The sequence below is a fragment of the Paenalkalicoccus suaedae genome (assembly GCF_006965545.2).
GTDB classification, from domain to species: Bacteria; Bacillota; Bacilli; order Bacillales; family Salisediminibacteriaceae; genus Paenalkalicoccus; species Paenalkalicoccus suaedae.
The window spans coordinates 3,956,848-3,969,553 of sequence record NZ_CP041372.2 but is presented as its reverse complement, the minus strand read 5'-3'; the positions used below and the strand labels follow the sequence as shown (position 1 = coordinate 3,969,553).

Sequence of the window (12,706 nt, the reverse complement as noted above, 5' to 3'; positions counted from 1 at the left end):
TCCACACAATCCCACTCCTTGTGGTCAAAAGTTTTCCACAGTACTAGATAGTGTGCACAAACTCAAAATAGTCTCGTGGACAACAATATTTACTGTCGAAAGTTGTCCACAATCAGCAAAATAGAGTAGGAGCAACGATGTTTTGTCGAAGATCTTTAAAAGATGTACAAGTTCTCTTTTCGTTGCTTCGTAGAAAAGAGGCTTGACAGTAGAAGACGAAAAACTTATAATTTACAAGACTGTCCAAAGCACCGGACACGTACTGAATGAAAATAATTAACTTTTTTTTAAGAGTGTTTTGCAGGAGGTGTAATAGATGGGTAAACCAACATTCAATCCAAACAATCGTAAGCGCAAAAAGAACCACGGTTTCCGTGCGCGTATGGCTACGAAGAACGGACGTCACGTACTAGCGGCGCGTCGTCGTAAAGGAAGAAAAGTACTTTCCGCTTAATCTGGCCACTGATTACCCAGTGGTCTTTTTTCTTGGAGCCTGTGAGTCAGGTTCCTAACAACTAGAAAGAGAACACTTATATCGTACGTGTAACCAGACGAAGCCATGACCTTGTCATTTGATGCGCGTCTGGTTTTTTTCTTTTCTAGAAGCAAATGATCAGAGGTTTGATTGAATCACTGGTCGATATTAGGTAAAATAAGAGCGTTCGATATCAAGAAGCAGCAGATGAGGTGCCAACGGTGAAAAATGAGCATCGATTAAAAAAGAACGAAGACTTTCAATATGTATTCCAGCATGGGTACTCTGTTGCGAACCGTCAATTTGTTTTGTACCAGGTAAAGAAGGAAGATCAGCAGGATATTCGAATTGGATTATCGGTAAGTAAGAAACTTGGGAATGCCGTAGTCCGGAATCGTGTGAAGCGCCTGATGAAGGAAGCATTAAGGCCTCAAACTGAATCGCTTTATCAAAACCGTGATGTGGTGATCATAGCACGTAAGCCCGTGACAGAGATGTCGCTCACGGAAATGGAAAAATCGCTTCAGCATGTATTAAAAGTAGCCAAGCTTTTTCATCGGTAAGAGAGGGTGTAGTGTATGAAGCATGTTTTTATCGGGATAATACGTTTTTATCAACGATTTATATCGCGCTATACGCCACCCACCTGTCGATTTTATCCGACCTGTTCGCAGTACGGCATTGAGGCCCTACGCGTGCATGGTGTCTTTAAGGGGAGCTATTTAACGATTATTCGATTGTTAAAATGTCAGCCCTTTCATCCTGGTGGTCATGATCCGGTTCCACCAAAGAAGAACTCGTCCTGATTACTTACATCAAGGTTTTTGGAAGACTCCGAGCGTTATAGGAGTAACTAGATAGGAGGATCAAGCGTGGGAAAGAAACTTAGTTTAGCAGCATTGCTTGTCGGCTTCATGCTGCTTATGACAGGGTGTTTTAACATCGATGAGCCGATCCGTGCAGAGAATACAGGGATTTGGGATCCGTTTTTCGTTTATCCACTTTCGTGGTTAATGACAACGATCGCAGATGCATTAAACAACAGCTATGGACTTGCGATTATTATCGTAACAATTTTACTTCGTATTCTCATTTTGCCACTTATGATCAAGCAAACAAAGTCAACAAAGGCTATGCAGGCTCTTCAGCCACACATGGCAGAGCTTCGTGAGAAATACAGTGCAAAGGATCAGCAAACTCAGCAAAAGCTACAGCAGGAAATGATGCAACTGTTCCAAAAGCATAACGTAAATCCGCTTGCTGGGTGTTTACCAATCCTTGTACAAATGCCAATCTTAATTGCGTTTTATCACGCAATCATCCGTACACCACAGATCAATCCAGACGTTGATCCTACGTATACAGGTGCAGCACAAGAATTTCTATGGTTTGAGCTCGGTTCAGCGGATCCATTCTTTATTTTGCCGTTAGTTGCTGGAGCTACAACGTACATTCAGCAAAAGATGATGATGGTACAAGATAATCCGCAAATGCGCATTCTCCTTTACCTCATGCCTATCATGATTATTGCCTTTGCAGCATTCTTCCCAGCGGCACTTGCGCTATACTGGGTTATCGGTAACTTATTTATGATCGCACAGACATATTTCATTACTGGACCAAATGTAGGAAAAAGCCGTGAAGAGGCGAAAGCGGGAGGAGCGAAAAGCTAGTGAATAAAGTGACTGTTTCTGGTAAGACGGTAGAAGAAGCAATTGAACTAGGTCTTAAAAAGCTTGATGCGACAAAAGATTCTGTCACCATTGACGTTATTGAAGAAGCTCAAAAAGGATTTTTAGGCTTAATCGGTGGAAAGCCAGCAGTTGTCGAGCTCCGCCTGAAACCTGATCCAGTAAAAGAGGCACTAGTCTTTTTGCGGGAAACCATTGATAAAATGGGCGTTGCCGCGAGTGTTGCTACAGAAAAAAGACAAGAAGGGATTTACTTTTTAATCTCAGGTACAGATATCGGCGTTTTAATTGGTAAACGAGGTCAGACACTCGATTCTCTCCAATATCTTGTTAATCTTGTAGCAAATAAACACTCAGAGAACTATGTGCGTATTTACTTGGATGCGGAGGGCTATCGTGAGAGACGTAAGCAGACATTGATTGAGCTTGCTGAACGAGTAGCCAATAAAGCGGCTCGTACAAAGCGTGAGGTTCATCTTGAACCTATGAGCGCGCATGAGCGGAAGATCATTCATTCTGCGTTACAAAACGTACAAGGCATTGAGACACGCTCTGATGGTCGCGAACCACATCGACGCATCGTCGTCATACCAAAATAATTCAGTCATCCTAGATAATCGCTTGAAAAGCTCACTGGACATAACATTCCAGTGGGCTTTTTTCATGGAGGCAAATGGGTCTCTAAAAGATGTTTTTAAAGAATTGGAGTAAATTATGTTATCCACATGTGGATAAACTTCCATCAAGATCCATAAACATCAAGCGTTTTTCTCTTTCTTCTTGGCTTGAACTATGATAATCTATTTATTTGGAATCAGTTCATTTATTAATGGAAGTCATATACATTTTTTTCGGTCAAAAAGAGGGAGAAGAGAAAGGAGGCGTTGTGACATGGAGATGGACACAATTGCAGCAATATCGACGCCGATGGGAGAAGGTGCGATCGGCATCGTTCGGATTAGCGGTGATCAGGCGGTAGCTATCGCAGACATCGTATATAAGGGAACAAAGTCACTTCAGGATGTTGACACTCATACGATCAATTATGGGCACATTGTTGATCCTAAAAGTGGCGATACGATTGAGGAAGTGATGGTATCTGTATTACGTGCACCAAAAACATATACAAAAGAAGATATTATCGAAATCAACTGTCACGGTGGGCTGATCTCTGTGAATCGCGTACTCCAGCTCATTCTTTCGCACGGAGCGCGCTTAGCGGAGCCTGGCGAATTTACGAAGCGTGCATTTTTACATGGTCGGATTGACCTTTCACAAGCAGAAGCCGTCATGGATCTTATTCGCGCCAAAACGGATCGGGCGATGAACGTAGCAATTAATCAAGTAGAAGGAAAGCTTTCGCAGCGTATCCAAACACTTCGTCAATCGTTGCTCGAAACAGTCGCTTCGGTAGAAGTAAATATTGATTATCCAGAGTATGATGCAGAAGAAATGACGCTTGAACTGATAAAGGAACGTGGCTCAGAAGTGAGAGAGGGAATTGAGAGGCTGTTACTGACTGCTCACCAAGGAAAGATTTTGCGTGAAGGATTATCGACCGTTATTATTGGTCGACCAAACGTGGGGAAATCTTCGTTGTTAAATAGTCTCGTTCACGAAAATAAAGCAATTGTGACAGACATTCCTGGTACAACTCGCGACGTGATTGAAGAGTACGTGAATGTGCGTGGAGTGCCACTTAAACTTTTAGATACAGCAGGAATTAGAGAGACAGAAGACATTGTTGAACGTCTTGGAGTGGAGCGCTCTAGAAAGCTTGTTAATGAAGCGGAGCTCGTACTACTCGTGTTAAACTATAACGAAGAATTATCAGACGCGGATAGAGAATTATTCGAGCTAGTTTCGTCGAACGATATGATTGTCATTGTGAACAAAGTAGATTTGGAGCAACGCCTTGATCTATCGCGAGTACAAGAGCTTGCGGGTCGAAATCCAGTTGTCTCAACTTCACTATTACAAGATGAAGGAGTAGACGAATTAGAAGAGGCGATTCGTGCGCTTTTCTTCGAAGGAGATTTAGACGCAGGAGACATGTCCTACGTGTCAAACTCGCGTCACATTGCTTTGTTGCAACAGGCGAAGCAGGCAATTGAAGACGCGCTTGAAGCGACACACGGCGGAATGCCGATTGATATGGTCCAAATAGATATTACGAAAGCCTGGGAGTTACTTGGAGAGGTTATTGGCGATACTGTACAAGAAAGTCTAATCGATCAGCTCTTCTCTCAGTTTTGTTTAGGGAAATAATAGAAGGAGGAAACAAACATGAGCTATCATGGTGGAAATTTTGATGTCATTGTTATCGGCGCGGGTCATGCGGGAGTAGAGGCTGGACTTGCATCTGCTAGAGCTGGTGCAAATACGCTTATGCTGACGCTAAACTTAGACGCTGTCGCTTACATGCCGTGTAATCCATCTGTCGGAGGTCCTGCTAAAGGAATTGTTGTGCGTGAAATTGATGCACTCGGCGGAGAGATGGCGCGAAATATAGATAAAACGCACATACAAATGCGTATGCTAAATACAGGTAAAGGTCCTGCTGTACGCGCACTTCGCGCACAGGCAGATAAATACCTGTATCAGCACGAAATGAAGGAAACAATTGAGGATACGGAAAACCTCTTGCTTCGTCAAGGTATGGTAGAGAAGCTATTAGTAGAAGATGGCGTTGTAAAAGGTGTTATTACGCAAACAGGAGCGGAATACCATGCAAAAGCTGTTGTTATTACAACTGGAACATATTTGCGTGGAAAGGTTATTTTAGGGGAGCTCTCCTATGAGAGTGGTCCAAATAACATGCAACCATCCGTGAATCTGTCTTACCATTTGCAGGAGCTAGGATTCGAAATGGTTCGCTTTAAAACAGGTACACCACCACGTGTAAACGGTCATACGATCGATTACAGTAAAACGGAAATTCAACCAGGTGATGATGTACCACGCGCTTTTTCGTATGAAACAACAAAGTTTATTACAGATCAACTTCCATGCTGGCTAACATACACGAATGACGAAACGCACCAGCTGATTAATAACAATTTAGGACGTTCTCCTATGTACTCTGGAATGATTGAGGGTACGGGACCTCGCTACTGCCCATCTATTGAAGATAAGGTGGTGCGATTTAGTGATAAGCCTCGCCACCAAATTTTCTTAGAGCCAGAGGGTAAAAATACGAAAGAAGTATACGTACAAGGGCTATCTACGAGCTTACCTGAGGACGTGCAGCACTCGATTTTACGTACGATTCCAGGTCTTGAAAATGTACGGATGATGCGTCCTGGCTATGCAATTGAGTACGATGCCATTGTGCCAACACAACTATGGCCATCGCTAGAGACGAAGCGTATTGACGGACTCTTTACAGCAGGTCAAATTAATGGGACGAGTGGATATGAAGAAGCGGCTGGACAAGGGCTTATGGCTGGTATTAACGCAGCTCGTAAAGCACTAGGTAAAGAAGCGTTAATCCTTGATCGTTCAGAAGCATACATTGGCGTATTAATTGATGATTTAGTAACGAAGGGGACAAATGAGCCGTATCGTTTGCTCACATCACGTGCAGAATATCGTTTATTACTTCGTCATGATAATGCGGATTTGCGTCTTCTTGAGAAAGGCTATGAAGTGGGCCTAATATCTGAAGAGCGCTATGAGCGTTTCTTACTGAAAAAAGCAGAAATTAAAGAAGAAATAGAGCGACTAAAGCAAACAACTATTAAAGTATCTGAAGAATCTCAGCAGGTAATGGAGGAAGCAAATTCTTCTGCGTTAAAGGATGCGATGAATGCGGCAGTTCTATTAAAGCGTCCAGAGATGACATACGCGCACATGGAGAAGCTTTCGAAAGCGCCGAAAGAGCTATCGGACGATGTGAAAGAACAGGTAGAGATTCAAACAAAGTATGAAGGATATATTGCAAAACAGCTTGAACAAGTGGAAAAGCTAAAGAAAATGGAAAACAAAAAGATTCCTGTGGACTTAGATTTCCATGCGATTAGCGGATTAGCCATGGAGGCACGCCAAAAGCTCGCGGAGGTACGACCACTTTCTGTTGCGCAAGCATCCCGAGTATCAGGTGTAAACCCGGCTGACGTGTCTGTTTTACTTGTTTATTTAGAGCAGGGAAGACTGCAAAAGGTAGCTGGAGATTCTAATTGAGGTGCAAATGATGAATGAGCAAATGTTTGTTGATGCTTTATCTGAAAAAGGAATAGTATTGTCAGCTGAACAGCAGGATCAGTTTCGTCGCTATCATCATATCTTAGTGGACTGGAACGAACGTATGAATTTAACGGCGATTACGGAGAAGGAGTCCGTTTATTTAAAGCACTTTTATGATTCCATAACTGCTGCGTTTTCAGTAGATTTATCAAGAACTTTATCTGTTGTAGATATTGGAGCCGGTGCTGGTTTTCCGAGTATTCCACTTAAAATTTGCTTCCCTCATTTAGACGTAACGATTGTTGATTCACTAAATAAGCGGATTACATTTTTAAACGCGCTAGCGGAGGAACTAAATTTAACTGGTGTATCGTTCTATCATGATCGAGCAGAGCAGTTTGCAAGGAAGCCTGAGCATCGAGAGCAGTATGATTTAGCTATATCAAGAGCGGTTGCACGGCTACCCGTATTAGCAGAACTATGCGTACCATTAGTAAAACAGGGTGGACAGTTTGTTGCGATGAAGGGCGCTGGTGCAGCTGAAGAGGTTACTAGCGCAAAGAAAGCATATAAACTTCTAGGAGTGGAACTTATTGAACAGGTAGACTTTTCGCTTCCCATTGAAGAGAGTGAGCGGTCTATTCTAATCGCAAATAAGGTGAAGAAAACTCCTAAAACGTATCCTAGAAAGCCAGGTACGCCAAATAAACAACCGATCGAGTAAATGAGAATCGATAACGATATTGAATGTATTAAATAGGTCTCGTAGCGCATTTTTGTGTTACGAGGCTTTTTACTCGATAAATCATCAGAGAGAATATTAGAAACATAGAAGAGCAAAATTACATATCCTCTCAGCTAACTTCGTGATATAATCGACGTATGTGTATAAGTCGTTTGGAAACATACGTTCCTCTATTTTAAATGTGTTTCACGTGAAACATTGTAAGTTAGCAAGGAAGTTTTGTAAGGGTGGTGCACCATGAAGCAATCATTTTCGAAGCTGTTCGGATTACAGGATAAAAATGATCAATCAACCGAAGAGCGTTTACTTGATGGGGAAGAAGTAGTCCGTCAATTAAACGTAGCAGATATTGTGCCCAATCGCTTTCAGCCACGGACCGTTTTCGTGGATGAGAGAATTGAGGAGTTAGCTCAAACAATAAGAACTCATGGAATTATTCAGCCAATAGTAGTCCGTGAGATTGACGGTAAGTTTGAGATTATAGCGGGAGAACGACGCTTTCGAGCTTCTCAAAAAATTGGTATGGAAACAATCCCTGCTGTCATCAAAGATTTTGATGATAAAAAAACGGCTTCCGTAGCTCTGATTGAGAATCTCCAGCGTGAAGAGTTAACATCTATTGAAGAAGCAGTTGCTTATTCGAAGCTGTTGGAGCTTCATGAGTTGACTCAAGAGAGTCTTGCACAACGTTTAGGTAAAGGACAATCAACAGTAGCGAATAAACTACGTCTTCTTCACCTGCCTGCAGTTGTACAGGATGCGTTACTTAAAAGAGAAATATCAGAGAGGCATGCACGATCGTTAATTCCTTTAAAGGATGCTACAAAGCAAGAAACTGTTCTTCATCGCATCATTAAAGATGATTTAAATGTAAAACAGACAGAGGAAGTCGTGAAATCATTGTTAGAAGACAAGCCTAAGAAACCTAAACCAGTTCGAAAAGCTGTCTCTCGCGATACACGTCTTGCGATGAATACGATTCGGAAATCTGTTGATATGGTGGCTCAAACAGGCATGTCTATTGATACAGATGAAGAAGAACATGATGATTACTATCAATTTACTATTCGAATTCCTAAAAAATAATACATGTTTCCATTGTTATAAATTAAATGATTCAGCTAAGAGGCCCTTTTTCAATTAGAGGTGTCTCTTTTTTTGCTAGGAGAAAATCCTTACGCTACATCAAATCTGATAGGGTGCCTATCGAATATACCATCATATATACAATGTACCCTATCGAAAAAAAGAAGGGGTCTCAAGAAAAAGACTTGTAAAATAGGTCGTGAGATTAATTCTTTTTTCGAAAATTCATGCTAGAATGAAAGGGCATGTAAAAATGAACCAAGCAATCAGAAAGAATGTAGGCAGGTGACAGCATTGGGAAAGGTTATTGCAATTGCGAACCAGAAGGGTGGAGTCGGTAAAACGACGACGGCCGTTAACTTAAGTGCATGTTTAGCAAACGAAGGTAAACGAGTATTAATTATTGATATTGATCCTCAAGGGAATACAACTAGTGGCATAGGTGTCAATAAGGGAGAAATTGATGAGTGTATTTATAATGTGCTTGTCGATGATACACCAGCTAAAAACGTTATACGACCAACTTCAGTAGAGAATCTTGCTGTGCTACCATCTACTATTCAGCTTGCAGGAGCGGAGATCGAGCTTGTTCCGACTATTTCTCGTGAAGTTAGACTTAAAAGAGCAATTGAAGATGTGAAAGAAGACTATGATTATATCATTATTGACTGTCCACCATCACTTGGTCTCTTAACGCTTAATTCATTAACGGCATCTGATTCAGTTATGATTCCAGTTCAATGTGAATACTATGCGCTTGAAGGACTTAGCCAGCTTTTAAATACAGTAAGATTAGTACAAAAGCATTTAAACCATGATCTAGAGATTGAAGGCGTTTTGTTAACAATGCTAGATGCGCGAACAAATTTAGGTCTTCAAGTAATTGAGGAAGTCAAAAAGTATTTTAGAGAGAAAGTATTTCAAACAATTATTCCACGTAACGTCCGTTTAGGAGAGGCGCCAAGTCACGGTGAACCTATCATTACATATGATCCAAAATCTCGGGGAGCAGAGGTTTATACGGATCTTGCAAAGGAAGTGATCACGCATGGCTAAAGGGTTAGGTAAAGGCATAGGTGCTTTCTTTCCTACTGATAAAGAAGAAGTGGAAGTAGAAGGTAAAGTAGAGGATATTAAGCTAAGTCAAATACGTCCCAATCCTTATCAACCTCGAAAAACGTTCGACAAGGAAGCAATGCAAGAGCTAGCCGACTCTATCCAAACATACGGCGTAGTCCAGCCTATTATTCTTCGTAAAAGTATAAAAGGCTTCGAGATAGTCGTTGGTGAAAGACGATTTCGAGCAGCTAAAGAAGCTGGTTTAAAGGCAGTCCCTGCTATCGTTAAAGAGCTAACAGATGACGATATGATGGAAATTGCGTTGATAGAGAATCTCCAACGTGAGAATTTAAACCCGCTCGAAGAAGCGAAGGCTTATCAGAAGTTAATGGAGCATTTGCAAGTAACTCAGGAGGAATTAGCTAAAAGACTTGGTAAAAGTCGTCCTCATATTGCCAATCACGTTCGACTACTCCAGCTACCAGCGGTTGCTCAAAAGCACTTATCTGAATCTCGTATCTCTATGGGTCATGCTAGAGCGTTATTAGGATTAAAAAATACACAACAATTAGAGGGTCTCCTAAAAAAGATCGAAAAAGAGCGCATGAGTGTTCGTCAATTAGAGGAATGGATCCAGACTTCAAACAAAAATGTTTCACGTGGAACAAAAAAGAAGCGAACGGTTAGTCCCTTTATACGTGATAGAGAATCAAAGCTTAAAACGTACTTTGGTACGAATGTGCAAATTAAACAAGGGAAGAGCAAAGGAAAGATTGAAATCGACTTTACTAATGAAGAAGATTTAGCTCGTATCTTGGAGAAAATGTATGCGGAACAGGAAGAGTATTAACTAGTTCTTCTCCACACAAATTATAGGTTAGATAATAGTTAATAAGAGTAAAATGAAGGCTGCCTATCAGGTGATATATTCACTTGTAAGGACAGCCTTTTTATCAGGTTTTATGTAGCTTTATACAAAGGAGATTACTATCGTGGTTTTATTCGGAACAATCGTTAACGGGTTAGCAATTGTTGTTGGCGCACTCATTGGAGTTCGCTTAAAACATTTTTCTCCCTCTATGCAAGAGACTGTAATGAAAGGAATAGGGTTAGCTGTCTTAGTACTTGGCTTCTCGATGGCATTAGAAGGAACAAATATGCTTTACGTCATTATTAGCTTAGCTATTGGCTCCGTAATAGGAGAGCGCATATCAATCGAAGGGAAGTTAAATGAGCTTGGCGGCTATATGGAGCGAAAATGGAAGCGTAACGAGAATGATAGATTATCAGAAGGATTTGTAGCTGCGACGTTACTTTATGTTGTTGGGGCAATGGCTATTATAGGTGCATTAGACAGTGGATTTAGGCAGGACCATTCTGTCCTATTAACGAAGTCCATGCTCGATGGATTTTCTGCAATTATTTTCTCTGCTACTTTAGGCATTGGCGTCTTGTTTTCTGCCATACCAGTAGTATTATATCAAGGGTCCATTGCGTTAGCTGCAACGCTCATTATTCAATGGATTCCAGAGGAATTACTCCAGCTGTTTATCGCTGAATTAACAGCAGTTGGAGGAGTTATGATTATAGGGATTGCTACTAACTTACTTGGTATTACATCTATAAGAGTTGCTAATATGCTACCTGCTATCCCTGTCATTATTTTCCTTGTTCTCCTGCAGTCGAGCTTCTTCTAAAAAATGTGTTCATACCTGTTAAAAAGCACCTTAGACTTTAATCAAAGCTAAGGTGCTTTTTGCGTTTAAATGCCTGTAGATGGGAGAGTAAGGACCTGTTGTCTTCGCATCTGCCATAGACCAGTGCGGTAAATAGATCTCGTTATACAGTCTGCAATATTCATCACAGACGCTAATCTTGTACTTTGAAGAACAGCGTTCTCCATATATCCAGCAATATTTACAACTCCAGTAAGATGAGCATCTCCGATTTCAGGAAGTGTTTTTTTGAGTGCGGCACCAGGACGAACGGGACCTTCTCTCAACGTAATATGACCGATATGCTCTCTTCTTCCAAGAGCAGCATCTATAGCAATAACAAAGGGTTCATGATAGGAGTCATATATAGTCTCAATGCTTTGCGTTAAGTTTTTTGCATGAACAGGCTCTTCTAATGTCCCAATGATATGAAAAGCAGGGCATCGTTTTTGAAGAAGTTTTGTCCCGATTAAGGGGCCAAGGCAGTCTCCTGTAGAACGATCTGTTCCTATATTAAGGACAATAATCGGACGCGATAGTGGAAGAAGTTTGAAAAGTTTAGAAGATAGAGCGTACACGGCATCATATTGATAATAAGGAATGCGTATTAATGGCTCTATTTGTAGTTTTGTCATCATAACCCTCCTGGTATTGCAATAGTAGTAGCAGTATACGGCTGTCGCATGGAATGTATACGTACAGGGAGGGGAGTATTTCTTGAGAAGTATAAAATGGATGTTAATTATAGTGGGAACGACTATTGGCGCAGGGTATGCATCAGGGAGAGAGATATGGCAGTTTTTTGGAGAAGGGAACAATGGCGCTATTCTAATTTTTAGTGTGTTGTTTTGTCTCGCTCTCACAATCACTTTATCCATTGCAAGTAAGAAAGGGACTACCCACTATGCACCAATTCTTCAAGCAATAGTCGGAGTGAAAATTGGACGAGTTTATGATGTACTTATGCTCTTATACTTATTTACTGTAACGGTTGTCATGCTAGCAGGAGGGAGTATTACTCTTGAAAGTTTTGGAGTTAGCCCACTACTAGGTGTTGCTATCATGGCAATAATGCTTTTGATCGTTATAAAAAACGGTATTAGCGGAATGGCTATCATGAACGCGTTAGTTGTTCCAATGCTGCTATTTATTTTAGCTATGCTCCTCATACACATGACAGTGGGATATCCGTTACAAATAGATACATTAAGTTTAAGAGAACTTGGTCAAGCCTTTACGTTTACATCCCTTAATATACTACCTGTTATAGCGGTAATTGGAGCGGTTGGTAACAAGCTTACAACTCATGATATTTATGTAACGAGTATTGGAAGTGCAGGTATATTAGGTGGTATGACGTTACTGTATAATCATGTCCTCATTAAATACGCACATGAAATGGTGATCTACGATATTCCTCTGTTTGCATTATTAAAGGATGTGACTCCTTTATTAACAATAGTTATGACGGTTCTACTCTGGGGAGCTATCTTTACAACTGCAGCTTCAGGATTATTTGGACTATCAGCAAGAATAAAGCAATTTTTCCGCTTTTCTATCACAAAGATCGCGGCGATATTGCTCCTACTTATGCTACCACTATCAAGTATTGGATTTGTGACACTTGTAAATGTTTTATATCCAATCTATGGATTATTAAATGTATATCTATTGCTTGCAATTCTTCTATATCCACTTCGTATTCACTATGTCGGTGAGGAGAAAGATTATGTATAATAAGAAAAGATAA

General features: G+C 40.9%; 14 protein-coding genes. 13 read left to right on the top strand and 1 reads right to left on the bottom strand.

Going from position 1 to position 12,706, the window contains the following annotated elements:
• Positions 1-316 precede the first annotated feature (316 nt).
• The 12 genes from rpmH (at position 317) to FLK61_RS19920 (ending at position 10,938) form a co-directional block, all read left to right on the top strand.
• A complete protein-coding gene (gene rpmH, locus FLK61_RS19975; protein WP_176011083.1) occupies positions 317-454 on the top strand; it encodes a 50S ribosomal protein L34 in 138 nt (45 codons plus the stop codon).
• A 242-nt stretch (positions 455-696) separates the two neighbouring features.
• Complete coding sequence (rnpA, locus tag FLK61_RS19970) at positions 697-1,038, top strand: ribonuclease P protein component (RefSeq protein WP_176011082.1); 342 nt, start codon at positions 697-699, stop codon at positions 1,036-1,038.
• Between the two features lie 15 nt (positions 1,039-1,053).
• Positions 1,054-1,281, top strand: coding sequence for a membrane protein insertion efficiency factor YidD (gene yidD / locus FLK61_RS19965; RefSeq protein ID WP_176011081.1), 228 nt, complete (start codon positions 1,054-1,056; stop codon positions 1,279-1,281).
• A gap of 66 nt (positions 1,282-1,347) precedes the next feature.
• Positions 1,348-2,148: a YidC family membrane integrase SpoIIIJ gene (gene spoIIIJ / locus FLK61_RS19960; RefSeq protein WP_176011080.1), complete on the top strand. Its 801-nt coding sequence runs from the start codon at positions 1,348-1,350 to the stop codon at positions 2,146-2,148.
• Entirely contained in the window at positions 2,148-2,765 is a 618-nt protein-coding gene (gene jag, locus FLK61_RS19955) for an RNA-binding cell elongation regulator Jag/EloR (protein WP_176011079.1), read from the top strand. The genes spoIIIJ and jag overlap by 1 nt, the downstream gene beginning before the upstream one ends.
• Before the next feature lie 292 nt (positions 2,766-3,057).
• Positions 3,058-4,434 (top strand): tRNA uridine-5-carboxymethylaminomethyl(34) synthesis GTPase MnmE, encoded by a 1,377-nt coding sequence (mnmE, locus tag FLK61_RS19950; protein ID WP_176011078.1) that lies wholly within the window; start codon positions 3,058-3,060, stop codon positions 4,432-4,434.
• 18 nt (positions 4,435-4,452) lie between these two features.
• Complete coding sequence (gene mnmG / locus FLK61_RS19945; RefSeq protein WP_176011077.1) at positions 4,453-6,348, top strand: tRNA uridine-5-carboxymethylaminomethyl(34) synthesis enzyme MnmG; 1,896 nt, start codon at positions 4,453-4,455, stop codon at positions 6,346-6,348.
• A 10-nt stretch (positions 6,349-6,358) separates the two neighbouring features.
• Positions 6,359-7,075, top strand: coding sequence for a 16S rRNA (guanine(527)-N(7))-methyltransferase RsmG (gene rsmG, locus FLK61_RS19940; protein ID WP_176011328.1), 717 nt, complete (start codon positions 6,359-6,361; stop codon positions 7,073-7,075).
• A gap of 258 nt (positions 7,076-7,333) precedes the next feature.
• A complete protein-coding gene (gene noc / locus FLK61_RS19935; RefSeq protein ID WP_176011076.1) occupies positions 7,334-8,182 on the top strand; it encodes a nucleoid occlusion protein in 849 nt (282 codons plus the stop codon).
• Positions 8,183-8,476: 294 nt separating this feature from the next.
• Complete coding sequence (locus FLK61_RS19930) at positions 8,477-9,238, top strand: ParA family protein (protein WP_176011327.1); 762 nt, start codon at positions 8,477-8,479, stop codon at positions 9,236-9,238.
• The gene (locus tag FLK61_RS19925) at positions 9,231-10,091 is read left to right on the top strand and encodes a ParB/RepB/Spo0J family partition protein (RefSeq protein WP_176011075.1); all 861 of its coding nucleotides are present in this window, start codon (positions 9,231-9,233) and stop codon (positions 10,089-10,091) included. Before FLK61_RS19930 ends, FLK61_RS19925 begins: the two co-directional genes overlap by 8 nt.
• Before the next feature lie 142 nt (positions 10,092-10,233).
• Complete coding sequence (locus FLK61_RS19920; RefSeq protein WP_176011074.1) at positions 10,234-10,938, top strand: DUF554 domain-containing protein; 705 nt, start codon at positions 10,234-10,236, stop codon at positions 10,936-10,938.
• Between the two features lie 65 nt (positions 10,939-11,003).
• On the opposite strand, the gene yyaC is transcribed toward FLK61_RS19920, so the two are convergent.
• Entirely contained in the window at positions 11,004-11,594 is a 591-nt protein-coding gene (yyaC, locus tag FLK61_RS19915) for a spore protease YyaC (protein ID WP_176011073.1), read from the bottom strand.
• Positions 11,595-11,691: 97 nt separating this feature from the next.
• On the opposite strand from yyaC, the gene FLK61_RS19910 reads away from it, so the two are divergent.
• Complete coding sequence (locus tag FLK61_RS19910) at positions 11,692-12,693, top strand: hypothetical protein (protein ID WP_176011072.1); 1,002 nt, start codon at positions 11,692-11,694, stop codon at positions 12,691-12,693.
• Positions 12,694-12,706: the final 13 nt, after the last annotated feature.

Coding starts and splice junctions, on each gene's coding strand:
- rsmG (WP_176011328.1), top strand. CDS start 6,359: ATGAATGAGCAAATGTTTGTTGATGCTTTATCTGAAAAAGGAATAGTA.
- yyaC (WP_176011073.1), bottom strand. CDS start 11,594: ATGATGACAAAACTACAAATAGAGCCATTAATACGCATTCCTTATTAT.
- yidD (WP_176011081.1), top strand. CDS start 1,054: ATGAAGCATGTTTTTATCGGGATAATACGTTTTTATCAACGATTTATA.
- FLK61_RS19910 (WP_176011072.1), top strand. CDS start 11,692: ATGTTAATTATAGTGGGAACGACTATTGGCGCAGGGTATGCATCAGGG.
- mnmE (WP_176011078.1), top strand. CDS start 3,058: ATGGAGATGGACACAATTGCAGCAATATCGACGCCGATGGGAGAAGGT.
- FLK61_RS19925 (WP_176011075.1), top strand. CDS start 9,231: ATGGCTAAAGGGTTAGGTAAAGGCATAGGTGCTTTCTTTCCTACTGAT.
- mnmG (WP_176011077.1), top strand. CDS start 4,453: ATGAGCTATCATGGTGGAAATTTTGATGTCATTGTTATCGGCGCGGGT.
- noc (WP_176011076.1), top strand. CDS start 7,334: ATGAAGCAATCATTTTCGAAGCTGTTCGGATTACAGGATAAAAATGAT.
- rpmH (WP_176011083.1), top strand. CDS start 317: ATGGGTAAACCAACATTCAATCCAAACAATCGTAAGCGCAAAAAGAAC.